Genomic DNA, 25954 nt, shown 5'->3' with positions numbered 1-25954 from the left:
GGTGAAGCATCTCCAGGTGAGGGGCCGCTTATACTAGCGGTCTTTAGCCCACGGTTTGAGACTCACGATGCGCCGCTTGCTGTTATGCCTTCTGCTGACGCTCACTTCCTTTGTTGCCCTGGCCGCCGAACCGGCCCGCCCCAAGGTGGGTTTGGTGCTTTCCGGCGGCGCTGCCCGGGGCCTGGCCCACATCGGCGTGCTCAAGGCCCTGGAGGAACAGGGTGTGCCCATCGACGCCATTGCCGGCACCAGCATGGGCGCCGTGGTGGGCGGGCTGTACGCCTCGGGTTACAGCGTGGAAGAGCTTGAGAAGCTCGCCACCACGCTGGACTGGCAGCAAGCACTGTCTGATGCGCCGCCGCGCAAGGACGTGCCGTTTCGCCGCAAGCAGGATGACCGGGACTTCTTGGTCAAACAAAAACTCAGCTTCCGCGACGATGGCAGCCTGGGTCTGCCGCTAGGCGTGATCCAGGGCCAGAACCTGGCGCTGCTGCTGGAAAGCAAACTGGCCCACACTGCCGACACCCGCGACTTCGATAAACTGCCCATTCCCTTTCGCGCCGTGGCCACCGACATCGCCAGCGGTGAAAAGGTGGTGTTCAGCCGCGGCCACCTGCCTCAGGTTATCCGCGCCAGCATGTCGATCCCGGCGGTTTTCGCCCCGGTCGAGCTGGATGGCCGCCTGCTGGTGGACGGCGGCATGGTCGACAACATCCCGGTGGACGTGGCCCGCGAAATGGGCGTGGACCTGGCCATCGTGGTCGACATCGGCACCCCGCTGCGCGACCGCAAGCAGCTGAGCACCGTGGTGGATGTGCTCAACCAGTCGATCACCCTGATGACCCGGCGCAATTCAGAGGAACAACTGGCCAGCCTGCACCGCGACGACATTCTCATCCAGCCGCAGCTGGCGGCCTTTGGCGTGACCGATTTCGGCCGGGCCCACGACATGATCGACGCCGGTTACCGCGCTACCCGCCTGCTCGACACACGGCTTGCCGCGCTGCGCCAGACCGAGGGCGATGCCGAACTGGCCGCAGCCCGCTCCCCCCGCCAACGCACGCCGGTCATTACCGCCATCCGCGTAGAGAACGATTCCAAGGTCAGCGATGACGTGATTCGTTACTACATTCGCCAGCCCATTGGTGAGCCGCTGGAACTCGACCGGCTGCAGACAGACATGGGCACGCTCTACGGGCTGGACTACTTCGACCGGGTGCAGTACCGCGTGGTGCACAAAGGCGAAGACAACACGCTGGTCATCAACGCCCGTGGCAAGCGGGGCGGCACCGACTACCTGCGCCTGGGCCTGAACCTGTCGGACGACCTGCGCGGCGACAGCGCCTTCAACCTGGGCGCCAGCTACCGCATGAACGGCATCAACCGGCTGGGTGCCGAATGGCTCACCCGCGCCCAGATCGGTGACCAGCAGGAGCTGTATAGCGAGTTCTACCAGCCACTGGATGTGGGTTCGCGCTATTTTGTGGCGCCCTACCTGGACTTTGGCTCGCAGAACATCGAGGCCACACTGGACGACGACCCGGTTGCCGAGTACCGCCTGCAGCGCTACGGGCTGGGCCTGAACGTCGGTCGGCAGATCGGCACCAGTGGCGAGGTGCGCCTGGGCGTGGGCAAGGCCTGGGGCGAGGCCGAGGTGCGCATCGGCGACCAGGACCTGCCCAAGGTGAGCTTCAACGAGGGCTTCTACGAGCTGAAGTATTCGTTCGACACGATGGACAACGTGTACTTCCCGCACAATGGCGAGGACATTGGCCTTACCCTGCGCAAGTACGACAAGTCACTGGATTCGGACGAGGATTACCGGCAATGGCTGATCAACCTCGACAAGGCCATCAGCAGCGGCCCGAATACCTTTGTACTGGGCGGGCGGTACGGGCGCACGCTGGATGCCACCGAGGTGGTGACGTCGAGCTTTGTAATTGGCGGCGCGCGGGAGCTGTCGGGCTTCCGCCAGGACTCGGTGTCAGGGCAGAACGTGAGCCTGATGCGGATGGTCTATTACCGGCGTTTGACGCCACGGGCTTATGTGCCGCTGGACTTCCCGCTGTACATCGGGGGGTCGCTGGAGCGCGGGCGGGCGTGGAACAATGACAATGAGTTCGACAGTGGCTATATCAATGCGGCGAGCATCTTTTTGGGGCTGGAGACGCCGCTTGGGCCGTTGAACCTGAGTTATGGGGCCAACAGTGCGCATGAGCAGGCGGTGTATCTGAACCTTGGGCATACCTTCTGAATTGTTAGGGCTGCTTTGCAGCCCATCGCGGATAAATCCGCTCCTACAGGGCGAACCGCGATCGTCGTAGGAGCGGATTTATCCGCGATGGGCCGCAACGCGGCCCCAAAACATCAGGATTTTTCGAGGTTCGCCAAAATCTTCGCATGCACCCGCATGCACACCTCAAGGTCCGCCTCATCCACCCCGGTAAACAACTCCAGGCGCAGCGCGTTGGCAATGGTCTCGATCTGCTCGATCAACGGCTTGGCCGGTGGGCACAGCAGGATTTTCTTCGCCCGCCGGTCTTCCAGCACCGCCTGGCGCCGCACAAGGCCCTGGCTTTCCAGGCTGTCGAGCAAGCGTGCCAGGGTCGGGCCTTCGACGCCAACGCTCTGGGCCAACTCACGCTGGGTGGGGGCTTCATCGAAACGTGCCAAATGCAGCAACACCAGCCAGCGCGCCTGGGACAGGTTGAGCCCGGCCAGGCGGCGATCCAGCTCGGCACGCCAGCCCCGGGACATCTGGGCCAGCTGCATGCCGAAGCGGTGTTGGTTGTCGGTCAGGGGCATAAGCAACTCATTGACTAGAACTAATTATTAGTCAGCTAACCATGAGCACAGCCATGAGGCAAGGCTGGCGGGCCTGGAAACGTCCGATTATCGTCAAAAAGGATGGCAAAGGTCAGCGGATGTCCGAAATGTCTTCAATCAGAGCTCGAATTCCGCAGCCAGTGCAGCACGTATGCAATACAGCACCCCTTCTGGCACCCGGGCACCAAACAGCGGCGCAATGGCGGCCACCGGAGGCAACTCGCCTTCGCCGTCGAGGAAGGCGTCCTGCACTTCCATCATCAGGTCTTCGGGCAGGTCCAGCGCCTGTTCAAGGCTCAATTCCTGGCGGCCGATGGCTTCGGCCAGCAGGCTGTAGACGTTCTTTTCGCTGCACTTGAGCTGGCCGGCGATCTGCGCCGGGGTCATGCCGGCCCGGGCCAGGCTGACCAGTTCGTGGCGCAGGTCCAGCACCACTTTCGGCGCCTCCTCGGTGCCGCCAGCGCCGTTGAGCACTTCGAGGAACGCCTGGCCGTAACGTTCCAGCTTGCGCGCGCCCACGCCGCTGACCTGGGCCATGTCGCTGAGGCTGTTGGGCTGGCTGCGCAGCATTTCGAGCAAAGTGGAGTCGGGGAAGATGACGTAAGGCGGCACACTGTGCTCTTCGGCCAGCTTGCGCCGCAGGGTGCGCAGCGCCTCCCACAGCTCGCGTTCTTCGGCACGCACCAGCTGGCTGGCAGGGCTGCCTCCGCCGCTGGCGGTTTTTGCCACGGTCTGCGGCTTCAAGTCACGGCGCAACTGCAGCGTCACTTCGCCGCGCAGCAACGGCCGGCAACTGTCCGACAGGCGCAGGCCGCCGTAGCCGTCCAGGTCAATGTCCACCAAACCGCGTGCGACCAGCTGGCGGAACAGCGAGCGCCACTCAGCCTCCGCCATGGCCTTGCCCACCCCGTATACCGAGAGTTTCTCGTGGCCGAAGTTGCGCACTTTTTCAGTGTCCTTGCCCAGCAGCACGTCCACCAGATGGCCCACGCCGTAGCGCTGGCCAGTGCGGAACACCGCCGACAAAGCCTGGCGCGCAGGCTCGGTGGCGTCCCAGGTTTGCACCTGGTCGACGCAGTTGTCGCAATGCCCGCACGGCTGTTCGAGCACTTCATCGAAATAGGCCAGCAGCGACTGGCGGCGGCAGCGGGTTTCTTCACACAAGGCCAGCATGGCATCGAGCTTGTGCTGTTCGATGCGCTTGTGGCGCTCGTCGCCTTCGGAGTTCTGCAGCATCTGCTTGAGCATCACCATGTCCTGCAGGCCGTAGGCCATCCAGGCGTCGGACGGCAGGCCGTCACGGCCTGCCCGGCCGGTTTCCTGGTAGTAGGCTTCCAGCGACTTGGGCAGGTCCAGGTGGGCAACAAAACGCACGTTCGGTTTGTCGATGCCCATGCCGAAGGCAATGGTGGCGACCATGATCAGCCCTTCCTCGTTGAGGAAGCGGTGCTGGTTGGCAGCCCGGGTTTCGGCAGCAAGGCCCGCGTGGTACGGCAGCGCCGGGAAGCCCTGCTCGCACAGGAACGCGGCGGTTTCATCCACCTTCTTGCGCGACAGGCAGTAAACGATGCCAGCGTTGCCACGGCGCTCGCCCAGGAAGGCCATCAGCTGCTTGCGCGGCGCCTCCTTGGGCACGATGCGGTAGAAAATGTTTGGCCGGTCGAAGCTGGAAAGGAAGCGCTCGGCGCCCTGCAGGTGCAGGCGCTGGACGATTTCCTCGCGGGTGCGCATGTCGGCGGTGGCGGTCAGAGCGATGCGCGGCACATGCGGGAACAGCTCGGCGAGCTGGCCCAGTTGCAGGTATTCCGGGCGGAAGTCATGGCCCCATTGCGACACACAGTGGGCTTCGTCGATGGCAAACAGCGAAACATCCAGCCCGCGCAAAAAGTCCAGCATGCGCGGCTGCACCAGGCGCTCCGGCGCCAGGTACAGCATTTTCACCTCGCCACGGCGCAAGCGCCCGGCCAGGTCGCGCTGCTGGTCGGCGGTAAGCGTGGAGTTCAACGCGGCGGCGGCCACCCCCAGTTCATCTAAAGTGGCGACCTGGTCGTCCATCAGCGCGATCAGCGGCGACACCACCACCGTCAGGCCCGGCCGCAGCAACCCCGGCACCTGGAAGCACAGCGACTTACCGCCACCGGTGGGCATCAGCACCAAGGCGTCGCCGCCATTGGCCACGCATTCGATGATCGCAGCCTGGCGCCCACGGAAACTGTCGTAACCGAAGACATCCTTGAGAACGCGCTGAGCCTGTTCGAGCATGTGCAACTCCAAATCGCCGTACCACCCTGCACACAGGCTGGACGAAAAACCCGCTCCGCACACGCCGAATGCGTAAGCGGCTTTTACCAAACGGCCGGGAAACCCCGCCCGTGCATGAAAAGCTGCGGAGTATACCCCAGCGCCGCGTTACACAGGATGCCCGGTGACAGACGTTCCCTTTGCCCCGCCGCCGCCGCAAGGTGCTAGAATTCACTATCGTTTATTCCCCCAAGGTAGCCCTGTAATGTCCTTCGCCGAGCAACTGACCCGCCTGCAAGCCTTCCTCGACGCTGACGAGCTGCACGAAGAAGCACTGGACTACGTCGCCGCCCACGGCTACCTGACCGCCCTTTCGATCTGCTCGGAGGACGTACCCGAGCGTGAATGGATCGACGCGTTGTTCGCTGAAGAACCACACTACGCCAGCGACGCCCAGCGCACTGAAATCGAAGCGACCCTGGTGGCCCTCAAAGGCCACATCGCCCGCCAGCTGGCCAGCGACGAAGAATTCGACCTGCCGTGCGACCTGGACCTGACCGACGAGCCGGACGATTCCGACCTGCGCGGCTGGTGCATCGGCTTCATGGAGGGTGTATTCCTGCGTGAAGAGGCGTGGTTCGAGAACGCCGAAGAGGAAGTGAGCGAAATGCTGCTGCCGATCATGGTCGGCTCGGGCCTGTTCGATGAGCAGCCGGAGTTTGCCGACATCGCCAGCAACGCCAACCTGCAGGACGACATGATCGTGCAGATCCCGGAAGCGCTGAGCGCGCTGTTCCTGCTGTTGCACGCCCCTGAAGAAAAGCCTGCACCCGCACTGCTCAAGCCACGCCGCCACTGAGTGCGGCCGTGCGCTACCTGTTGCTGGCCATCGGCTGGCTCAGCGTTGCGCTAGGGGTGTTGGGGATTTTCCTGCCGGTGTTGCCCACCACCCCTTTTCTGCTGCTGGCAGCCGCCTGCTTTGCCCGCAGTTCGCCGCGCTTTCATCATTGGTTGATTCATCACCCACAGCTTGGGCCGTGGATTCGTGATTACCTGAGCGGCGAAGGCATACCGCTGAAGGGCAAGGTGTACGCGATCGGGCTGATGTGGGCGAGTATCGGGTTGTCCTGTTACCTGGTGCCGTTGTTTTGGGCGCGTGTGTTCATGCTGACCAGTGCGGTGCTGGTGAGTGTGTATATTTTGCGGCAGAAGACGCTGCGCAAGCCTCATCGCGGATGAATCCGCTCCTACAGGGTCCGCGATCGTCTGTAGGAGCGGATTTATCCGCGAGAGGCCGGTAAGCCCTACACCGTATCCACCTTCAACGAATGATCATTCAACATCCCGTTGATGATCGTCGCCGTGTCGTGCCCCGCCGAAATCACCCCGCCCGCCCCCGCCGTAACTCCGTAATGCTGGGCCAGGTCCACGCCTGCCAGGTCGATGGTCTGGGTCGGCGCAGCCCCCGCCGTGCTGCTGACTTCGATGGTCGATACCACCTGGTTGCCATTGCCGCTGACCTTGAAGTGCAGGAATTCATCCAGTGATGCCGCAGTGGCATGCTCGCCCTGCAACAGGTGCGACAGGTCGAGCTTGTCGCTGCCGGGGGTGAAGTCGGTGACAGTGTCGTGGCCCGTGTTGCCCTTCTGCCAAACGAAGGTGTCGTTGCCTTTGCCGCCGGTGAGCACGTTGTCGTGGCTGTCGCCGATCAACGTATCGCCGTAGTCCGAACCGACCAGGTTGTGGATGCCGTTCAGGTTCTGCATGCCCGCCCCGCCGGTGTCCTGCGGGCCTTCGTGGCTGAGGTCGAGGATGACCGCGCCTTTGGCATGTGCGAAGTTCGCCGTATCCTGGGTTTGATGGCCTGCACTGCCATGCACTTGCGGCGGTGTGACATCCTCGGCAGCCACCAGCCCCGCCGCGGAATGCTCATCGGCATGGGGCGCCGGCTGCTGCGCATTGGCGTAATCAAGCACCATGCTCAGCTTGTAGCCCTCCCCTGCCTTGCCATCGCCGGCCGGGTTATTCACATGGATGCTGTACACCCCGTCATGGCTGGCGGTGATGCTGTCACCGGCAGCAATGGAATGGTAGCTGCCGCCGCTGTCCTTCCACTCCATGGTCAGGTTGCCATCGTGCGGGTCATGGTTCAGTTGCAGGGTTTCACCTTTGCGCAGGCTCACGTTGATCACGTCTTCGCCATTGGCCTGGGCGGTGCCCATGGCGCCAAGATAGCCCAGCACCACCAGCGCTGCGGTCATGCTGCTGGCATCGAAGGTGAACGCCCCCCGATCCACCACCCGCTCCTGCCCGCGCCCATAGCCCTCGCCGCATTCGGAGATCGAATTGTCGTGCACGTTGATGGTGATGGTGGTGGTGCTCTCGTCACCGTCGGCATCGCGAATGGTGTAGACGAACTTGTCGATGGCATCCCGCGGTGCCGCCACGTTGGGGTCGGAGTGGTACACCGCGTTGCCCCGGGCGTCCAGGGTCAGGTAGCCATACTGCCCATACACATGGGTGCCAAGCTGGCCGATGGCCGAAGTCGAGGTATCGCCGCCGGCGCGCACGCCGATCACATAACCACAGTCGCTGGGCACATCGGCGCCGATCACGTCGTTGTGCAGCACATTCCCACGCACCTCATCGCCTTTGGCCACGCTGACGAAATCGCAGTGGGCCTGCGGCACGTCGTCGACGATGGTGATGTTGATGGTGCCCGTGGTCCAGTGGCCGGCGGTGTCCTCGACGCGGTAGGTGAACGATTCGGTCACGGTGTTGGCGCCGTCATTGGCGTGCACCGGCGAGTTGGCCGGGGATGTCAGCGTGTAGGTATAGGTGCCATCGGCATTCAGCTGGATCAGGCCATGCTGGCCTTCGGCGCTGCCTACCAGGCTCCAGGTCAGCGCGCCCACGCCGCCGGCCACCTGCCCGACCAGGCTGCCGGTGGCGGTTTCACGTGGCGAGCAGGGTTCGCTGCCATTGACGGTGCCGGGGGCCAGGTCACGGCCGTCCTGGTTCAGGTCCAGCGCTTTTTCGTACACCGTGACGCCACCGTCGCCACATGGGTTCAGCGAATGGTCATGCACGTTGATGGTGACGGTGGTGGTGCTCTCGTCGCCATCGGCATCGCGGATGGTGTAGACGAAGGATTCCAGCGCATCGCGGGGTGCCACGGCATTGGGGTCGGAGTGGTATTCGGCGTTGCCGTAGGCATCGATGGTCAGGTAGCCATACTGCCCTTGCACGTGCGTGTTGAGCTGGCCAATGGCCGAAGTGGAGGTGTCGCTGCCGGCGCGCACGCCGACTACGTACTTGCCGTCGCTCAGGGTGTCGGCACCGACCACGTCGTTGTACATCACATTGCCACGCACCACGTCGCCCTTGCCAACGCTCACGTAGTCGCTGTTGGCCGTGGGCACGTCATCGACAATGCTGATGACGATGGTGCTGGTGGTCCAGTGGCCTGCGCTGTCCTCCACGCGGTAGGTGAAGGTTTCGGTCACGGTGTTGGCACCGTCATTGGCATGGGTCGGCGAGTTGGCCGGCGACGTCAGGGTATAGGTGTAAGTCCCATCCGGGTTCAACAGCAACTGGCCATACTGCCCGGCGGCATTGCCGACCAGGGTGTAAGTCAAGGCGCCAACCCCGCCACTGGTGGAGCCGGCCAGCGTGCCCGAGGCGGTTTCACGGGGCGAATCCGGGTCGCTACCGGTCACGGTGCCTGCAGCCAGGTCGTTGCCGTCTTTGTGCAGGTCCAGCGCTTTTTCGTACACCGTGACATCACGGTCCTCACAGGCCATGAGCGCTGAGTGCACGTTGATGGTGATGGTGGTGGTGCTTTCGTCGCCGTCGGCATCGCGAATGGTGTAAACGAACGTGTCCAGCGCATCCCGCGGTGATGCAACGTTGGGGTTGGAGTGGTATTCGGCATTGCCGTAGGCGTCGATGGTCAGGTAGCCGTACTGGCCATTGATCTGCACATTGAGTTGGCCGATGGCCGAGGTCGAGGTGTCGTTGCCGGCACGCGCGCCCACCACGTACTTGCCATCGCTGAGCGTGTCGGCGCCGGTTACGTCGTTCCACATCACGTTGCCGCGCACCACATCACCCTTGGCCACGCTGACAAAGTCGCAATGGGCCTGCGGCACATCATCGACGATGCTGACCACGATGGTGCTGGTGGTCGAATTGCCCAGGGAGTCCGTCACCTTGTAGGTGAAGGTTTCAGTGACGGTGTTCGGGCCGTCGTTGGCGTGGGTGGGCGAGTTGGCCGGTGAAGTCAGGGTGTAGGTGTAGCTGCCGTCCGCGTTCAATTGCAGCTGACCGTACTGGCCCGCGCTGCTGCCGACCAAGGTGTAGGTCAGCGCGCCCACGCCGCCGCTGGTCGAGCCGACCAAGGTGCCCGAGGCCGTTTCACGGGGCGAATCCGGGTTGCTGCCGGTGACGGTACCAGCGGCCAGGTCATTGCCGTCCTTGTACAGGTCCAGCGCGTTTTCATACACCGTCACATCCCGGTCCACACAGGCCATCAGGCCGTTGTGCACATTGATGGTGATGGTGGTGGTGCTTTCGTCGCCATCGGCATCGCGGATGGTGTAGACGAAGGTTTCCAGCGCATCACGCGGCGAGGTGACGGTGGGGTCGGAGTAATACTCGGCATTGCCCTCGGCATCGATGATCAGGTAGCCGTACTGGCCCTGCACGTGAACACCCAGCTGGCCAATGGCCGAGGTGGAGGTATCGCTGCCGGCACGCACGCCGACCACGTACTGGCCGTCGGCGCGCGTGTCGGCGCCGGTCACGTCGTTCCACATCACGTTGCCGCGCACCACATCGCCCTTGCCCACGCTCACGTAATCGTCATTGGCCTGCGGCAGGTCGTCGACGATCTTCACCGCAATCGTGCCGCTGGCGGTGCTGCCGTCCACGTCCGTGGCCACCACCTGGAACTGCTCGGTGATGCTGTTGCTGCCCTGGCCATTGGGGTGGCTCTCGTTGTCGAGCAGGGTGTAGCTGTAGCTCACCACTCCGGTGCTGGCGTTGTAGCCGGTAATGGTCAGCGTGTTGCCTTCGGGGGTGACGATCGATTGCGGGAAGCCCGCCGCCACACCCCCACTGACCACGGTGATACCGCCCACGGTAAGGCTCTGCAGGCCGTCCGGTGCAGTGACTTTGAAGCTGCCCTGCTGGGTCAGTGCACTGGCATCGGGCGCGGTGCCGTCAACGAGGTTTTTCTCGTACACCGTCAGCTGGCTGCCTTGAGTGCCCAGGCCATCGAGCGTGACCGGGTCGTCGAGGTTGCTGACGTTCAGGGCCAGGGTCGCGGTGCTGGTGTCACCGTCGGCATCCTTGATCGTGTAGGCGAAAGTTTCCACGCCATTGCCGCCACCGCCCAGCTGCTTGAAGTCCGGGTCGCTGGTGTTGAGCGTGTAGGTGTAAGAGCCATCCGCCGCCAGCACCAGCGTGCCGTAGGTGCCCACGAATGTACCGGCAATCACCGGGCCGCCGGGCACGCGGTCGGCGCCTTGCACATCGTTGGTGAGCACGTTGCCTGTCAGCTCGACATGCTGCTCAGTGGCGGCGGTGGCATTGCCATCATTCACGGCTTTGGGCACGTCGTCGCGGATGATCACATCCAGCGAGCCTTGCGCCACATCGCCGTCGGTGTCGCTGACCAGCACCGGCAAGTGCTCGCTCAGGGTGTTGGTACCGGCACCATCGGCATGCTGCTCGGCACCGGTCAGGGTGTAGCTGTAGCTCACTACCCCGGTGGACGGGTTGTAGCCGGTGATGGTCAGGGTGTTGCCCAGCCCGGTGGTGATGGACTGGCCGACACCGGTCACCACGCCAGCGGTGACCACATTGATGCCACCGACGTTGAGGTTGAACACGCCGTCCGGTGCGACCACGGTGAAGCTGCCTTGCTGGGTCAGGGCAGCCGGGTTACTGGCCGAGCCCAGGGGCAAGTTGGCTTCGTTCAGTTCCAGCTCGGCTGGGCTCAGGTCCAGCCCCCGCAGTTCGACAGGGTGATCCTCATCGATGGGTGTAATGGGCGGGTTCGGGTCCACAGGCGGGGTCGGGTCGGTTGGCGGGTTGACGCCCACCGGCGGCGTGGGGTCTACCGGCGGATTGGGCTGCACGGGCGGCAGGCCTGCGTCGGGGCCATCGTCCTCGGGGATGCCGAGCAAGTCGCGGGCAGTGCTGTTGCTCAGGTCACCCACCTCACGGTTGGCCAGTTCGGGGATGCCATTGAAGCCCGCAGTCGGGAAGCCAATCACCGGGTCGACGCGCGCAGCCACCTCGGTCAGCAGCACGAAGCTGTGGCCGCCGCCCAAGGCACCCGGTGCACCACCAGAGCCAGGCCCGGCCGCCGTGGCCTCGGCACTCTGGCTGGGGTCATCACCTGCTGCTATCGCCTGCTGAATGCGCTCCACATCCGACAGCTGCGCGTCGCTGGGCGCCACGTCATGGGTTTGCACATCGGGTGCGCGGTTGGCCAACAGCTCGGGGGTCATCAGCAAGCTGCTGCCCCGCCCCAACGTCAGCTCGGCGCCGTTCTGCAAGTGCACCGCCACGGCACCTGCACTGCCCGTGTCCAGTTGCTCGCCCGCGTACAGGCGGTCACCTTCGATCAAGGGGCGCCGGCTGCCATCACTGCCAACGGCAAACACCTCACCCACCACCTTGCTGACCACACCGACCAATTTAGCCATGAGCGCACGCCTCCCCTTACCGATTGCAATCACAGGCCGGGTGGCGATTGATGGCCTTCGATCTCGACTGTCTCAACGGTGAGAATCGGTTTCGAAGGCCCTACTTTGGCGATAGTCGTAATGTAAGTTGGCCATCAATAGATGCCAAATTTTTGTCGCCAAATACCGCTTTCACCTTACCGCCCCGCGTCCTTAGCTGTAAAAAATCTGGAACTCTGTGCAGTGCTTGTAAACCGCGCGTTGCAGCGGGCCGCCAATTCACTTGAATGAAACAATGTCTTGGTTTCGTTAGACCGCATAAGTTTTTTTTCGCATAGGGCTTATGAAAAAATCTTCTTAGCTCGCGCGTTAAATGTTCTTAGCTCTGTTGTTACAAACTTGAAACGGTTTGAATGATAAATATCGCCATTTTTTTGGCGAAAGCAGGACATTTTTCAAGACCCCAGGGAGAAGTACCCCATGCGCGTTTTCACCCCCATCACCAGTGCAATTCTGTTGGCCATGGCGTGCGCCAACGTTCAGGCGATGTCACTCAACGAGGCAGTCCAGAACGCCGTGGACAATCATCCGGAGATCAGCGCCAGCCGTAACAGCCGGCTGTCGGCTGACGAGGATGTGAAATTCGCCCGTGGCGGTTACTACCCGTCGGTGGACCTGGTGGCCGGCTATGGTCGCCAGCGCTCGGACAACCTCAATACCCGCGGCCTGAATGCCGACGGCACCACCAACCACAACAAGGAAACACTCAACTACACCCAGTCCGAACTGCGCCTGCGGCAGATGCTGTTCGACGGCTTCAACACCTCCAATGAAGTTGGCCGCACGCAGGCGGTGGCCAATTCGCGTGCCTATTACACCCAAGCCACCGCCGAGACCGTGGCCCTGCGCGCCGTCGAGGTGTACCTCGAAGTACTCAAGCGCCGCGAACTGGTAAGCCTGGCCAAGAACAACCTGCAAGCGCACCTGCGGGTGAACGACCAGATCGGCCTGCGCAGCGAGCGCGGCGTGGGCAGCACCGCCGACCTCGACCAGTCCAGCGCCCGTCGCGCCCTGGCGGAAAACAACCTGGACACCGCCGAAGTTGACCTGGCCGATGCCGAGGCCAACTTCTACAGCGTGATTGGCCGCATGCCGGACGAACTGGAAGCGCCTTCCACCATCAAGGCCGAAGTACCCACCGGCCTGGACGGTGCGCGCCAGGGCATGCTGGAAAACAACCCCTACCTGAAATCGGCCCAGGCTGACGTGGATGCCGCCGAGCAGCAGTACGAAGTGGCCAAGTCGCCCTTCTACCCTCGCCTGGACGCGGTGCTGGCCACCGGCGCCAACAACAACCTCAGCGGCGAGAAAGGCCACAGCAACAACGACTGGCAGGCCGGCGTCGAGCTCAGTTACAACCTGTTCCGTGGTGGCAGCGACAAAGCCCGCCTGCAGTCCGATGCGCACAAGATCAACCAGGCCATGGACATCCGCAACAACGCCCTGCGCGAGTTGACCGAAAACCTGAGCCTGGCCTGGAACGCCATGAACAACGCACGCAAGCAAACCCCGACCGCCCGCGAATACGCCGAAACCACCCAGCGCGTGCGTGCCGCCTACCAGGACCAGTTCGGCCTTGGCCAGCGTACCCTGCTGGACGTGCTCGACAGTGAAAACGAGCTGTACAACGCCAACCGCCGCTACACCGAAGTGCGCTACACCGAAGAGTTTTCGATGTACCGCGTGCTGTCGACCATGGGCGAGTTGCTGAGCAAGCAGCGCATTTCGTTGCCACCGGAGGCGATTGCACAGAGCGAAGTGCGTAACCAGGCCAAGCTGCCGGAAATGCGCTAACCGCTTAACGCTACTGGCACGGACCGCTGAGCGTCACCACCCATCCACAGAGGCGGGAGTAGGCCATCGTGACCAGTATGCAAAGTGCGCAACCGCGCCCGGATGTGGACGACCCGCTGCTCGATGGCCTGCTGATCCTTTGCCGGCTGCACGGTTGCCCCGCCAGCCGGGCCAGCCTCAGCAGCGGCCTGCCCCTGGCGCAGCAACGCCTGGGGCCAGACCTGCTGCCACGTGCCGCCGCCCGCGCTGGCTTACAAGGGCGGGTACTGGCGCGTGGGCTGGGCGACATTTCGGCGCTCAACCTGCCCGTGCTGCTGTTGCTGGCCGATGGCCGCAGCGCGGTGCTGCAACGCTGGGGTGACGATGGCCGGGCGCTGATCCTGCCTTGCGAGGCGCAGGGAGGCGAGCAGTGGGTAGACCGTGAAACGCTGGAAACGGCCTACAGCGGCCACGCCCTGTTCGCACGCCCACGGCACACCCTGGAAGAACTGCGCTCACCCCTGCTGCCCCGGGTCGACGCCTGGTTCCGCGACACCCTGCGCCATTCCCGCTGGCTGTACGGCGATGCCCTGCTGGCCAGCCTGCTGATCAACGTACTGGGGCTGATGGTGCCGCTGTTCGTCATGCAGACCTACGACCGGGTAGTGCCCAACCAGGCACTGTCGACGTTGTGGATGCTGGTGGCCGGCCTGTTCATCGGCACCGCCTTTGAGCTGGTGCTGCGCATGGTCCGCGCGCACCTGCTGGACCAGGCCGGCAAAAAAACCGACCTGATCCTCTCCGCCACCCTGTTCGAACGCATCACCGGCATGGCCATGAAGGCCAAGCCCGCCACCATTGGTGGGTTTGCCCAGAGCATCCACGACTTCCAGGGCCTGCGCGAATTCCTCACGGCGGTTACCCTGACCAGCATCATCGACCTGCCGTTCGTAGCCCTGATGCTGCTGGTGATCGGCTTGCTTGGCGGCTGGCTGGTGCTCATTCCGCTGATTGCCTTCCCGCTCGCCGTGGGCTTTGCACTGTTCATACAAGCCCGCCTGCGCGACACCGTGCAAAAAAGCCTGAGCCTGGGCGCCGTGCGCCAGGCTTTGCTGATCGAAACCCTCGGCGGGCTGGAAACACTCAAGGCCTGCGGTGCCGAGAGCGAGCGCCAGTACCAATGGGAGCACACCAATGGCGCCATCGCCCGCCTCGACGCCCACGCCCGTAACCTGTCGTCGCTGGCCAGCAACGGCACGCTGTTCATCCAGCAGTTCTGCGGCATGGCCACCATCGTTGCCGGCGTGTACAGCATCGTGGCCGGCAACCTCAGCGTCGGCGCACTGGTGGCCAGCTACATGCTCGGCAGCCGGGTGCTGGCGCCGCTGGGCCAGATCGCCGGGCTGATTACCCGCTACCAGCAAGCACAGCTCACCATGAAAAGCACCGACGCGCTGATGGCCCTGCCCCAGGAGCGCCAGGCCGAGCAGCAGGCGCTGGACCACACTGCACTCAAGGGCGGCCTTGCCCTGAGCCACGTCACCTTCCGCTACCCTGGGCAAACCAGCCCGGCGTTGCAGGACGTGACCCTGTCGGTCAAGCCCGGTGAACGCATCGGCATCATCGGCCGCAGCGGTTCTGGCAAGAGCACGCTGGGCCGCCTGCTGATGGGCTTCCACCACCCCGACGAAGGCCAGGTGCTGCTGGACAACCTCGACCTGCGCCAACTCGACATCGCCGACCTGCGCAACCAGCTGGGCTACGTGGCCCACGACCTGCCGTTGCTGGCTGGCAGCCTGCGCGACAACCTGACCTTGGGCGCCCGCCACATCAGCGACGCGCGCATGCTTGAAGTGGCCGAGCTGACCGGCGTCAGCGAGCTGGCCCGGCAGCACCCGAACGGCTTCGATCGCCCGGTGGGCGAGCGCGGCCAGTTGCTGTCCGGCGGCCAGCGCCAGGCCGTGTTGCTGGCCCGGGCGTTGCTGCTGGAGCCGCCAATCCTGATTCTGGACGAGCCCACCAGCCACATGGACAACAGCAGCGAGGAGCAACTGCGCCAACGCCTGGCAAGCTGGGTACCGGGCAAGACCCTGCTGCTGGTCACCCACCGCACCTCGATGCTGAGCCTGGTGGACAGGTTGCTGGTACTGGACAACGGCAAAGTGGTGGCGGACGGGCCGAAGGATGCGGTGATCGACGCCCTGCGCAAAGGCCGCATCGGCGCGGCGTTGTAGGAGAGACAGACCATGCCTGTAAGCCCGAGCATCCGCAGCCCCCACGCCACCGGCAAGCACGTCGAACGCGACTACATGCCGGAGCTGGCCAGCGCCACCCTGCAAGACTCCCCACGCCTGTCGCGCCTGACAGTGTGGCTGACCGGCGCCCTGCTGCTGACCGCATTGGTCTGGGCCAGCCTGGCGGTGCTCGATGAAGTCACCGTGGGCGAAGGCAAGGCGATCCCTTCGAGCAAGATCCAGGTGGTGCAAAACCTTGAAGGCGGTATCGTCACCGAGATTTTCGTGCGCGAAGGCCAGATGGTCGAGAAAGGCGCCACGCTGCTGCGCCTGGATGACACCCGCTTCAAGTCGAACAAGGGCGAGAGTGAAGCCGACCGCTATGCCCTCACTGCCCAGGTCGAACGGCTGTCGGCCGAAGCCGAAGGCCGCCCGTTCGTGCTGTCGGACGACGTGCGCAGCAAGGCGCCGCAGGTGGCCGAAGACGAAATCGCCCTGTACGACTCGCGCCAGCGCCGCCTGGCCAGCGAAAAGCAGACCCTGAACGAACAACTGCGGCAAAAAACCCAGGAGCTGGCCGAGTTCCGCTCCAAGGTCGACCAGTACCGCTCCGCCGTCGCCCTGCTGCAGCAAGAGACCGACATGTCGGCGCCATTGGTGAGCAAGGGCGCCATCTCACCGGTGGAAATCCTGCGCCTCAAGCAACGCACGGTGGAAGCCCGCGGCCAGCTCAACGCCACCAACCTGGCCATCCCCCGCGCCGAGGCGGCGGTAGCCGAAATCCGCAGCAAGATCCAGGAGTCCGACGCCACCTTCCGTTCCGAGGCCGCCAAGGAGCTCAACGACAAACGCACGGAGCTTTCGAAGATCACCGCCACCAGCATCGCCATCGACGACCGGGTCAACCGCACCACCGTGGTGTCACCGGTGCGCGGCATCGTCAAGCTGCTGAAGGTGAACACCATCGGCGGCGTGGTGCAGCCGGGCAGCGACCTGGTGGAAATCGTGCCCATCGAGGACAACTTGCTGATCGAGGCCAAGGTACGGCCGCAAGATGTCGCCTTCCTGCACCCGGGGCAGCCGGCGATGGTCAAGTTCAGTGCCTATGACTACACCATCTATGGCGGGCTGAAGGCCAAGCTGGAGCTCATCAGTGCCGACACGGTGACCGATGACAAGGGCAATGCGTTTTACCTGATTCAGGTGCGCACCGAGAAGAACCACTTGGGCGGAGATAACAAGCCGTTGCTGATCATCCCGGGGATGGTGGCGACGGTGGATATCATTACCGGGCAGAAGAGCGTGCTGGATTATGTGCTCAAGCCGGTGCTCAAGGCCCGGACCGAGGCGATGCGGGAGAGGTAGGTGGGCGCCGCTGGCGCGCCGCATCGCGGATAAATCCGCTCCTACAGGTCGAGGCGCTTGTAGGAGCGGATTTATCCGCGATGCGCCGCGTCAGCGGCGCCCGCTCCTACCGGATGTAAGTATCCGGCGGCTCCGGCAACGCCGCCAGCAAATCCCGTAACCCATCCGCCCATTGCGCCTGTATCCGCAAAAAATACGGATCATGCGCCGTAATCCGATGGCAGTTACTGGCCACCAGGCTGTCCTTGCGGTACACCAGCACATCCAGCGGCATGCCCACCGACAGGTTGCTGCGCATGGTCGAATCGAACGAGATCAACCCACACCGCAACCCCTCCCCCAGCGGCGTGTGGTACAGCAGGTTACGGTCAAGGATCGGCCGGCCGTACTTGCTCTCGCCCAGCTGCATGAACGGCGTGTCTTCCGTGGCCTGGATGAAATTGCCCTGGGGGTAGATGTTGTACACCCCCATTGGCTGGTCACCCACCTGCCCGCCCACCAGGAACGAGCAGCCCAGGTCGACCTTGCCCGCCAGCTTGCTGCTGTCGCGGGCCATCACCTCGCGCACGGTTTCGGCCACCAGGGCGGTGGCGTCATACAGCGTCGGCACGTTCAGCAAGTGCTGGCCATCCCGATTGCACCGCTGGCGCAGCAAGCTGACCACCGACTGCGAGGTGGCCAGGTTGCCGGCCGTTTGCAACACGATCAGGCGCTCGCCCGGCACGTTGAACACGAACAGCTTGCGGAACGTCGAGATCTGGTCGATGCCCGCATTGGTGCGCGAATCGGAAATGAACACCAGCCCATCGGCCAGGTGCATTGCAACGCAGTAGGTCATTATTGCTGAGCCTGTGGCATGGAGCTGACTTGCACCAACGCCTGCATCGATTCGGTGCCTCCGCCCCTGCGCATGCCACGCACCGGGCAGGCATCAAGATAGTCGTGCCCCACGGCCAGCTTCAAGTGCCGCTCGGGCCGGGCCAGGCGGTTGGTCACATCAAAGCTGTACCAGCCATCGTCCAGCCAGGCTTCCGCCCAGGCATGGCTGGCCAGGTGGCTTTCGTCCTCGGTGCACAGGTAGCCCGACACATAGCGCGCGGGGATGCCCAGGCTGCGTGCGCAGGCCAGGAAGGCGTGGGTGTGGTCCTGGCAAACGCCTGCACGGCTGGCGAAGGCGTCGGCGGCCACGGTATCCACTGCCGTGGCGCCGGGGCTGTAGGCGATGTGGTCGGCCAGCCCGTTCATCAAGTCGATCAGCGCCGCCCGGTCACGCCGGTTGCCGCACTGGCGGTTGGCGAAGGCGCGCAAGGCGTCATCGGGGGTGGTGAGCTTGCTCGAGCGCAAGAATGGCAGCGCCGACTGGGTGTCGTGTTCCATTTCCAGGGTCTGGTCGATTTCCACCTCGCCGTGGGCACTGAGCATCAGCGCGCCATGGGGCTCGTCGATGGTCAGCACGTGCAGCACGTTGCCATACGGGTCGAGCTGGCTGCCCACCGGGCGCGGCAGGTCCAGCTGCCATTGCAGAATGCGCTGGCGCTCGCTGGTCTTGGGCGTCAGGCGCAGCAGCTGGATGCTCATGCACACGTCGTTGGAATAGTGGTAGGTCGTGTCGTGGCGGATGGACAGTCTCATACAACCTCCAGGTAGGAATCGTGAACGCTTTGCCCCAAATGGTTGATCTGGCCGATGTGGTGGGTCAGCCACTGGTGCAGCCCTGATGCCAGAATTTCCTCGATGCCGGTAAAGCGCAGCCGGGCGCTGAGTTCCGCGGCCAGCCGCTGGGCCGGGCGCCCGTTGTCGCCGGGCATGTCGGCCAAAAGCTGCGCCAGTTCCTCCACGCAGGCGTGCAGCGAGCGCGGTACATCGGCGCGCAATAGCAGCATCTCGGACACCTGCTCGGCCCCGGGGGCCGTGCGGTAAATTTCGTTGAATGCCTCAAAGGAAGACAACGCCCGCAGCAAGGCGCTCCATTGGTAATAGCCGCGGGCCGAGTTGTCGCTGACTTCTTCGGACTCTTCACCGAACATTTCATAGCGCGCATCCAGCAGGCGCAGGGTGTTGTCCGCCCGCTCAAGGAAGGTGCCCAGGCGAATAAAACCATAGGCATCGTTACGCATGATGGTGCCGGCGGTGGCGCCACGGAACAGGTGCGAACGTTCCTTGACCCATTCGCAGAAATAGTTGATGCCATAGCGCCCAAGCCCATTGCTGGCGATGTTGCGCATTTCCAGCCAGGTGGCGTTGATGTTCTCCCACATGTCGGCGGTGATGCGCCCGCGCACGGCATGGGCGTTGGTGCGTGCGGCGCGCAGGCAGCAATAGATGCTGCCGGGGTTGCGCTCGTCCAGGGCAAAAAAGTGCAGCATGTTTTCGACGTTGAGCTCGCCGTGACGGCGATGGTAGTCATCCAGCGTGCCGGCCGCCAGCAGCGACATGGCCAGCTCTGGCCGGCCATCGCTGCGCCCGGCCTGGGGCATCAGCGACAACGAGTAACTGACTTCGAGCATGCGTGCGAGGTTCTCGGCACGTTCCAGGTAACGCGACATCCAGTACAAGTCTGCAGCGGTGCGTGACAGCATGGTTCAGTCCTCCACCACCCAGGTGTCCTTGGTACCGCCGCCTTGCGACGAGTTCACCACCAGCGAGCCTTCGCGCAGCGCCACACGGGTCAGCCCGCCCGGCACCAGGCGGGTTTCCTTGCCCGACAGCACGAACGGGCGCAGGTCGATGTGCCGGGGCGAAATGCCGCTTTCAACAAAGGTCGGGCAGGTGGACAGGCACAGCGTGGGCTGGGCGATATAGGCGTCGGGCCGGGCCTTGATGCGGGCACGGAAGTCTTCGATCTCGGCGGCCGTGGCGGCCGGGCCAACCAGCATGCCGTAGCCGCCGGAGCCTTGGGTTTCCTTCACCACCAGCTCGGGCAGGTTGGCCAGCACATGGGACAACTCAGCCGGCTTGCGGCACTGCCAGGTGGGCACGTTCTTCAGGATCGGCTCTTCCGTGAGGTAGAAGCGGATCATGTCGTCGACATAGGGGTAAATCGACTTGTCGTCGGCAACCCCGGTGCCCACGGCATTGGCCAGCACCACGTTGCCGGCGCGGTAGGCGGCGATCAGGCCCGGCACGCCAAGCATCGAATCCGGGTTGAAGGTAAGCGGGTCGAGGAAGGCATCGTCCAGGCGACGGTAGATCACGTCCACCTGCTGGGGCCCCGCCGTGGTGCGCATGAACACCCGGTTGTCGCGCACGAACAGGTCGGCCCCTTCGACCAGCTCCACGCCCATTTCACGGGCCAGGAAGGCATGTTCGAAATAGGCGCTGTTGAAGCGGCCCGGGGTGAGTACCACGGTGGTGGGGTTGTCCAGCGGGCTTGAGCGTTTGAGCGTGTCGAGCAGCAGGTTCGGGTAGTGGTCGATGGGCGCGACCCGTTGCGCGGCGAACAGCTCGGGGAACAGGCGCATCATCATCTTGCGGTCTTCGAGCATGTAGCTCACGCCGCTTGGGGTGCGCAGGTTGTCTTCCAGCACGTAGTAGCTGCCGTCGCCGTCGCGCACCAGGTCGACCCCGGCGATGTGCGCGTAAATGCCACGGTGCAAGTCCAGGCCCTGCATGGCCACTTGGTAGCCATCGTTGGCCAGCACTTGCTCTGGCGGGATGATGCCCTCCTTGAGGATGCGCTGGCCGTGGTAGATGTCTTCGAGGAACAGGTTGAGCGCCTGCACCCGCTGGATGCAGCCGCGCTCGACCATTTGCCATTCACTGGCCTTGATGCTGCGCGGAATGATGTCGAACGGGATCAACCGCTCGGTGCCCTGCTCGTCGCCGTACAGGGTGAACGTGATGCCTGCCCGATGGAACAGCAGGTCGGCTTCGCGGCGGCGCTGGTCCAGCAGCTCCAGCGGCGTGTCGGCCAACCAGCGTTCGAACTCCTGGTAATGGGGCCGGCAAACGCCTGCCGCATCATACATCTCATTGAAAAAGGCCCGAGCCATACTCAACTCCCCAACACGCGATGCATATCCGTTTTAGATGCAGGGTTGATCTAGCAATAGCGATGCCGGAATGGTGGCGCCTCAGGCGGTGTGCGGGGTGGCTGGGCAGGCGTGGGCACGGGCATGCACCAGATCGGGGCTTTGGAGCAAAGCAGGCGTCGGGGCGTGAACCAAAACAGGGTGGTGAATCAAATATCGCCGTGGTTGCGTTCAAACGTTTCGCAGCCCATCGCGCTGATCTGGCCTTCTATCAATGCCTCGAAGGGTTTGAGCAAAGCATCGAAACGGGCCGGTGCCTCCAGCACGTTCAATGCGTGTACCACCGCTTCGAGGGTCGATACCGCACCCGGCTCCGGTGCCTTGCGCAGGCGATAACGGGAGGGTGGCACGTTCGCCAGGGTGACCTTGGGCAGCGCTTCCAGCACAGGGTTCAGGTAAAGCATCTTGCGCGCCTTGCGCCAGGTGCCGTCGGGCACGATCAGCAGCAGTGGCAGCTCATCCGCCGAGGGGGACGCGCACAAGGCTTGTGCGTGCTCGCCGGGGAACAGCAGCACGGGGCGGTAGCCTGGTGTTTGCAGCAAGGCTTCAAGGTTTTCGAACACTTCACCAACGCGCAACTCGGCATTGGTCAGGCCCAGGGCTGCCAGTCGGGCGGTGTTCAGGGCGTGGGAAGTTTCGCTGGGGTGCTGCAGGAGCACCACGCGGGTGCGGCTGGGCAGGTGCGGGATGAGCGGGCATAGGCAATGGTCGAGCGGGCGGGTGCAGCGCTCGCAGCGGGGTCTGGGCATGGGGGGGGTTCTCCTTACCCGGCGTAGTTTGCCATAGGCTTGGGGGGGTATGTCGCCTGTGAGATCGAGCGCCGCGCGGCGGCGCCCGATCTCAAACACAGCCAATAACCTACGCCATTCACCCGAAGCCCACACACCTCACCGATTAAACCGCTCCGCCAGGCTGTGCAGGTACTCCGCCATGCGCTCCAGGTCCTGGCTGATTTCCGCCCCCTGCTTGGCCTGCCCGGCACTCTGGTCGCACAACTGCGCAATCCGCACGATCTGCTGGTTGATGTCTTCAGCCACGTGGCTTTGCTGCTCCGACGCCGTGGCCATCTGCTGGCTCATGCCGGTGATGCGGCTGACCGCCTGGGCAATGCCGGCCAGGGCCGACTGCACCGCCTCGACGCTGTGCACGCTGTCCCGCGAAATCTGCTCGCCGCGGTTGGCCGTGCTCACCGCACGCTCGGCGCCTGCGCGCAACGAGGCGATGATGTGGTGGATTTCCTCGGTGGACGAACGGGTCCGCTGGGCCAGCGACCGTACTTCGTCGGCCACCACGGCAAAACCCCTGCCCTGCTCGCCAGCACGGGCCGCCTCGATCGCAGCGTTCAGCGCCAGCAGGTTGGTCTGTTCGGCAATCGACGTAATGGTGTCGACCACGCTGCCGATGGACTGGGTTTGCTCGGCCAGGGCATTCACCGCCTGGCCGATGTCCGTCACGGCCTCGCTCATGCTGCCCATGGCCTTGAGGCTCTGTTTCGCCAGCTCGCTGCCTTGCTGGGCCAGTTGGTCGGCATCACCGGCCGCGTGGGCAGTACTTTGCACGTTGTGGGTCACTTCCTGGATGGTCGCCGCCATTTGCGCAATGGCGGTGGCCGACTGGTCGGTTTCGCTGCGTTGGCGGTCGAGCATCTGCGCCTGGGCGTCGGACAGGTCGGCAGATTGCGCGGCCCGCGACTTCACCCCGACCCCGGCGTCCACCAGGCGGGTCAGCGCGGTCTGCAGGCGGGCTTCTTCGCTGATGATGGCCAGGTCCAGCTGGCCACGCAGGCCCGGGTTGTCGCTGTAAGTCAGCGCAACCAATGGGCTGGTGAAGGCTTTGGGGTGTTCAGCCAGGGTACGGCGGATGGCTTGGTCCTGACGCTGCTCGATGAGGTACCAGGCCACCAGCAGGCTGGCCATCAGCACGCCAAGCGCGGCGTAGGGCGGCAACCACAGGTAGGCGGCGGCAGACAGCAAGCCCGCGCCAATCAGCGGCCAGCCGCTGCCCAGGCCATGGCTGAGTTTTGCCGCCCATGGCACCGCCGAACGCCCGGCGCGCAGCCGCGCATACAGGGCCTCGGCGCGGCGGATCTGCTCGCGGGTCGGCACGGAGCGCACCGACTCGTAACCGCTGATGCGCCCGTTTTCGTAAACGGCCGTGACGTAAGCACTCACCCAGTAGAAATCGCCGTTCTTGGCGCGATTTTTCACCACGCCCATCCAGGGTTTGCCTTGTTTGAGGGTGTCCCACATATGGCCGAAGACCGCCGGCGGCATGTCGGGGTGGCGCACCAGGTTGTGCGGCTGGCCGACCAGTTCGTCGTAGGTGAACCCGCTGATCGCCACGAAAGCATCGTTGCAATAGGTGATCCGGCTGTTGAGGTCCGTCGTGGAGATCAGGCGCTGCTCGCTGGGGAACGTTCTTTCGTGCTCAGTGACGGGCAAATTCATGCGCATCTGGGCGGTCCTTGCTTGTATAGATGAAAGGGGAAAATCATCAAAGCAAGTAGAGGTTTAGCAGAGTGCCACCGCGGAAGCGGTCAGGTTTTGTAGGAAATTTCCCTATCTCGACGCAGGGTCCGATACAGCGCGTTTATCAACCGACAATGAGCTGGCTTTTGAGCAGGTCGCGGAACGTCTGGATCAAGGGCTCGCGGCTGCGCCCGCGCCGGATGATCAACGAAAATGGCGCCTGATAGCCGAAGGTGGCCGGGGAAAGCACGCGCAAATCACCCTTGTCGGCCCAGGCCTGGGCGTAGTGCTCGGGCAGGTAACCGATGTAGGCACCAGAAAGGATCAGGATCAGCTGCGCCTCCATGCTCTCCACCGTTGCAGCGCTGTGCTTGAAGCCGTGGCGGGCCAGTTCGGCCTGGCTCCAGTAACCACGCCCGACCATGCGCTGCTGGGTAATGACCTGCTCGGGGATGCGCCGTTCGGCGAACAGTGGGTGGCGGCTGCTGCAGTAAAGCCAGTGCTGCTCGCGGTACAGCGGCTGGTACACCAGGCCGCTCATGCGCGAAGAGAACGCGCCAATGGCCAGGTCGAGGCGGTTGTCCTGCACCCCCAGTTGCAACTCGTACGGACTGGACACCGACAGGTGCAGGTGCACGGCCGGGTGTTCCTGGCTGTAGGCACCAATGGCTTCGGCCAGCGGCAGCGCACGGTCGCCGACGGTGGAGTCGATCACGCCGAGGTTGAGGGTGCCGCGCAGCTCGCCCTTGAGCGCAGCGGCGTACTGCTCGAAACCGTCCAACTCGGCCAGCAGGCGCAAGGTCTCCTGGTGGAACAGCTCGCCTTTGCTGGTCAGGCTGAAACCGCCCCGCCCCCGGTGGCACAGCACGATGCCCAGCGCCCCTTCGAGCTGGCTCATGTAAGTGCTGATGGCCGACGTGGACAAGTTGAGGTCGCGCTGGGCATTGGCGAACCCCTGGTGGCGCACCACGCTGACGAAGATGCGCAGCAGTTTCAGGTCGGGCAGGGTCGAGGCCATGGTGCAACGGTTCCGCTGGGGTATTTGCGCGCAGTCTAACCGGTCCGGCGGCCTTTAGTTCAGAAATTCCTGAAGTAAGTATTTGCCGGTAGCGATTTTTCCCACGCACTACCTTGCGCAGACTTGGCCGAAATGTCCCTGCCCGCCGGCATAACCACTCTGAAAGGCGCGCGGCGGCACAGGTTCGAACAAACAAAACAATCGACCGACTGATGAGGCCCACCGTGGACAAGATTCTTCACCAACCACTGGGCGGCAACGAAATGCCGCGTTTTGGCGGCATCGCCACCATGCTTCGCCTGCCCCACCTGCAAAGCGCCGAAGGCCTGGATGCTGCCTTCATTGGCGTGCCGCTGGACATCGGCACCTCGCTGCGCTCCGGCACCCGCTTTGGCCCACGGCAGATTCGCGCCGAATCGGTGATGATCCGGCCGTACAACATGGCCACCGGTGCCGCCCCGTTCGATTCGCTGTCAGTGGCCGACATCGGTGACGTGGCCATCAACACCTTCAACCTGCTCGACGCCGTGCGCATCATCGAAGAAGCCTACGACGAGATCCTCGAACACAACATCATCCCGATGACCCTGGGTGGCGACCACACCATCACCCTGCCGATCCTGCGCGCGCTGCATAAAAAGCACGGCAAGATTGGCCTGGTGCACATCGATGCCCACGCCGACGTCAACGACCACATGTTCGGCGAGAAGATCGCCCACGGCACCACCTTCCGCCGCGCCGTGGAAGAAGGCCTGCTGGACTGCGACCGCGTGGTGCAGATTGGCCTGCGCGCCCAGGGCTACACCGCTGACGACTTCAACTGGAGCCGCCGCCAGGGCTTCCGCGTGGTGCAGGCCGAAGAGTGCTGGCACAAATCACTGGAACCGCTGATGGCCGAAGTGCGCGAAAAAGTCGGTGGCGGCCCGGTGTACCTGTCGTTCGACATCGACGGCATCGACCCGGCCTGGGCCCCGGGCACCGGCACCCCGGAAATCGGCGGCTTGACGACCATTCAGGCAATGGAGATCATCCGCGGCTGCCACGGCCTGGACCTGATTGGCTGTGACCTGGTCGAAGTCTCCCCGCCTTACGACACCACCGGCAACACTTCGCTGCTGGGGGCCAACCTGTTGTTCGAAATGCTCTGCGTGCTGCCGGGCGTGGTACGCCGCTGACCGTTGTGGGAGCGGCCTTGTGTCGCGAAAGGGCCGCAAAGCGGCCCCGGCCATCTGTGCTGCGAAGC

17 protein-coding genes are annotated in these 25954 nt (G+C 63.9%); 7 read left to right on the top strand and 10 right to left on the bottom strand.

All coding sequences use genetic code 11. The features are described 5' to 3' along the window. The first annotated feature begins 67 nt into the window (after positions 1 to 67). Positions 68 to 2254 carry a patatin-like phospholipase family protein gene (locus PVV54_RS07100; protein ID WP_274909253.1) on the top strand — a complete coding sequence of 729 codons (2187 nt, stop codon included), beginning with the start codon at positions 68 to 70 and terminating at the stop codon, positions 2252 to 2254. 113 nt (positions 2255 to 2367) lie between these two features. On the opposite strand, the gene PVV54_RS07095 is transcribed toward PVV54_RS07100, so the two are convergent. Continuing rightward, positions 2368 to 2805, bottom strand: a complete 438-nt coding sequence (locus PVV54_RS07095) for a MarR family transcriptional regulator (protein WP_085675823.1) — start codon at positions 2803 to 2805, stop codon at positions 2368 to 2370. Between the two features lie 138 nt (positions 2806 to 2943). Beyond that, complete coding sequence (gene recQ, locus PVV54_RS07090; protein WP_274909252.1) at positions 2944 to 5088, bottom strand: DNA helicase RecQ; 2145 nt, start codon at positions 5086 to 5088, stop codon at positions 2944 to 2946. Between the two features lie 244 nt (positions 5089 to 5332). Here recQ and PVV54_RS07085 point away from each other — a divergent pair, with 244 nt between their 5' ends. After that, positions 5333 to 5926 (top strand): YecA/YgfB family protein, encoded by a 594-nt coding sequence (locus PVV54_RS07085; protein ID WP_274909251.1) that lies wholly within the window; start codon positions 5333 to 5335, stop codon positions 5924 to 5926. A gap of 8 nt (positions 5927 to 5934) precedes the next feature. Continuing rightward, entirely contained in the window at positions 5935 to 6306 is a 372-nt protein-coding gene (locus tag PVV54_RS07080; RefSeq protein WP_274909250.1) for a YbaN family protein, read from the top strand. A 65-nt stretch (positions 6307 to 6371) separates the two neighbouring features. On the opposite strand, the gene PVV54_RS07075 is transcribed toward PVV54_RS07080, so the two are convergent. Then, on the bottom strand, positions 6372 to 11783 hold the full coding sequence (locus PVV54_RS07075; RefSeq protein WP_274909249.1) for a retention module-containing protein: 5412 nt from the start codon (positions 11781 to 11783) through the stop codon (positions 6372 to 6374). Positions 11784 to 12242: 459 nt separating this feature from the next. On the opposite strand from PVV54_RS07075, the gene PVV54_RS07070 reads away from it, so the two are divergent. The 3 genes from PVV54_RS07070 (at position 12243) to PVV54_RS07060 (ending at position 17194) form a co-directional block, all read left to right on the top strand. After that, positions 12243 to 13616, top strand: a complete 1374-nt coding sequence (locus PVV54_RS07070) for a TolC family outer membrane protein (RefSeq protein WP_274909248.1) — start codon at positions 12243 to 12245, stop codon at positions 13614 to 13616. Positions 13617 to 13693: 77 nt separating this feature from the next. Next, on the top strand, positions 13694 to 15829 hold the full coding sequence (locus PVV54_RS07065) for a type I secretion system permease/ATPase (RefSeq protein ID WP_274910398.1): 2136 nt from the start codon (positions 13694 to 13696) through the stop codon (positions 15827 to 15829). A 12-nt stretch (positions 15830 to 15841) separates the two neighbouring features. After that, on the top strand, positions 15842 to 17194 hold the full coding sequence (locus PVV54_RS07060) for an HlyD family type I secretion periplasmic adaptor subunit (RefSeq protein WP_274909247.1): 1353 nt from the start codon (positions 15842 to 15844) through the stop codon (positions 17192 to 17194). A 106-nt stretch (positions 17195 to 17300) separates the two neighbouring features. Here the strand turns inward: PVV54_RS07060 and PVV54_RS07055 are convergent, their stop codons facing one another. The 7 genes from PVV54_RS07055 to PVV54_RS07025 form a co-directional block, all read right to left on the bottom strand. Next, complete coding sequence (locus PVV54_RS07055; RefSeq protein ID WP_274909246.1) at positions 17301 to 18032, bottom strand: proteasome-type protease; 732 nt, start codon at positions 18030 to 18032, stop codon at positions 17301 to 17303. Further along, positions 18032 to 18826 carry a transglutaminase family protein gene (locus PVV54_RS07050; protein WP_274909245.1) on the bottom strand — a complete coding sequence of 265 codons (795 nt, stop codon included), beginning with the start codon at positions 18824 to 18826 and terminating at the stop codon, positions 18032 to 18034. Before PVV54_RS07050 ends, PVV54_RS07055 begins: the two co-directional genes overlap by 1 nt. Beyond that, the gene (locus PVV54_RS07045) at positions 18823 to 19773 is read right to left on the bottom strand and encodes an alpha-E domain-containing protein (RefSeq protein WP_274909244.1); all 951 of its coding nucleotides are present in this window, start codon (positions 19771 to 19773) and stop codon (positions 18823 to 18825) included. Before PVV54_RS07045 ends, PVV54_RS07050 begins: the two co-directional genes overlap by 4 nt. Positions 19774 to 19776: 3 nt before the next feature. Beyond that, positions 19777 to 21186 carry a circularly permuted type 2 ATP-grasp protein gene (locus tag PVV54_RS07040; protein WP_274909243.1) on the bottom strand — a complete coding sequence of 470 codons (1410 nt, stop codon included), beginning with the start codon at positions 21184 to 21186 and terminating at the stop codon, positions 19777 to 19779. 188 nt (positions 21187 to 21374) lie between these two features. After that, positions 21375 to 21974 (bottom strand): tRNA-uridine aminocarboxypropyltransferase, encoded by a 600-nt coding sequence (locus tag PVV54_RS07035; protein WP_274909242.1) that lies wholly within the window; start codon positions 21972 to 21974, stop codon positions 21375 to 21377. A gap of 138 nt (positions 21975 to 22112) precedes the next feature. Beyond that, complete coding sequence (locus PVV54_RS07030) at positions 22113 to 23678, bottom strand: methyl-accepting chemotaxis protein (RefSeq protein ID WP_274909241.1); 1566 nt, start codon at positions 23676 to 23678, stop codon at positions 22113 to 22115. Between the two features lie 139 nt (positions 23679 to 23817). After that, positions 23818 to 24711: a LysR family transcriptional regulator gene (locus tag PVV54_RS07025; protein ID WP_274909240.1), complete on the bottom strand. Its 894-nt coding sequence runs from the start codon at positions 24709 to 24711 to the stop codon at positions 23818 to 23820. A gap of 224 nt (positions 24712 to 24935) precedes the next feature. Here PVV54_RS07025 and speB point away from each other — a divergent pair, with 224 nt between their 5' ends. Then, positions 24936 to 25886 carry an agmatinase gene (gene speB / locus PVV54_RS07020; protein ID WP_167059716.1) on the top strand — a complete coding sequence of 317 codons (951 nt, stop codon included), beginning with the start codon at positions 24936 to 24938 and terminating at the stop codon, positions 25884 to 25886. Positions 25887 to 25954 lie beyond the last annotated feature (68 nt).

It is taken from the genome of Pseudomonas sp. PSKL.D1 (genome assembly GCF_028898945.1).
In the GTDB taxonomy this organism is placed as follows: Bacteria; Pseudomonadota; Gammaproteobacteria; order Pseudomonadales; family Pseudomonadaceae; genus Aquipseudomonas.
Note: the sequence above shows the minus strand (reverse complement) of the source record. Positions and strands in the feature narration are given on the sequence as shown.

Coding starts and splice junctions, on each gene's coding strand:
- PVV54_RS07085 (WP_274909251.1), top strand. CDS start 5,333: ATGTCCTTCGCCGAGCAACTGACCCGCCTGCAAGCCTTCCTCGACGCT.
- PVV54_RS07030 (WP_274909241.1), bottom strand. CDS start 23,678: ATGCGCATGAATTTGCCCGTCACTGAGCACGAAAGAACGTTCCCCAGC.
- recQ (WP_274909252.1), bottom strand. CDS start 5,088: ATGCTCGAACAGGCTCAGCGCGTTCTCAAGGATGTCTTCGGTTACGAC.
- PVV54_RS07050 (WP_274909245.1), bottom strand. CDS start 18,826: ATGAGACTGTCCATCCGCCACGACACGACCTACCACTATTCCAACGAC.
- PVV54_RS07045 (WP_274909244.1), bottom strand. CDS start 19,773: ATGCTGTCACGCACCGCTGCAGACTTGTACTGGATGTCGCGTTACCTG.
- PVV54_RS07075 (WP_274909249.1), bottom strand. CDS start 11,783: ATGGCTAAATTGGTCGGTGTGGTCAGCAAGGTGGTGGGTGAGGTGTTT.
- PVV54_RS07070 (WP_274909248.1), top strand. CDS start 12,243: ATGCGCGTTTTCACCCCCATCACCAGTGCAATTCTGTTGGCCATGGCG.
- PVV54_RS07095 (WP_085675823.1), bottom strand. CDS start 2,805: ATGCCCCTGACCGACAACCAACACCGCTTCGGCATGCAGCTGGCCCAG.
- PVV54_RS07065 (WP_274910398.1), top strand. CDS start 13,694: ATGCAAAGTGCGCAACCGCGCCCGGATGTGGACGACCCGCTGCTCGAT.
- PVV54_RS07040 (WP_274909243.1), bottom strand. CDS start 21,186: ATGGCTCGGGCCTTTTTCAATGAGATGTATGATGCGGCAGGCGTTTGC.
- PVV54_RS07025 (WP_274909240.1), bottom strand. CDS start 24,711: ATGGCCTCGACCCTGCCCGACCTGAAACTGCTGCGCATCTTCGTCAGC.
- PVV54_RS07100 (WP_274909253.1), top strand. CDS start 68: ATGCGCCGCTTGCTGTTATGCCTTCTGCTGACGCTCACTTCCTTTGTT.
- PVV54_RS07060 (WP_274909247.1), top strand. CDS start 15,842: ATGCCTGTAAGCCCGAGCATCCGCAGCCCCCACGCCACCGGCAAGCAC.
- PVV54_RS07035 (WP_274909242.1), bottom strand. CDS start 21,974: ATGCCCAGACCCCGCTGCGAGCGCTGCACCCGCCCGCTCGACCATTGC.
- PVV54_RS07055 (WP_274909246.1), bottom strand. CDS start 18,032: ATGACCTACTGCGTTGCAATGCACCTGGCCGATGGGCTGGTGTTCATT.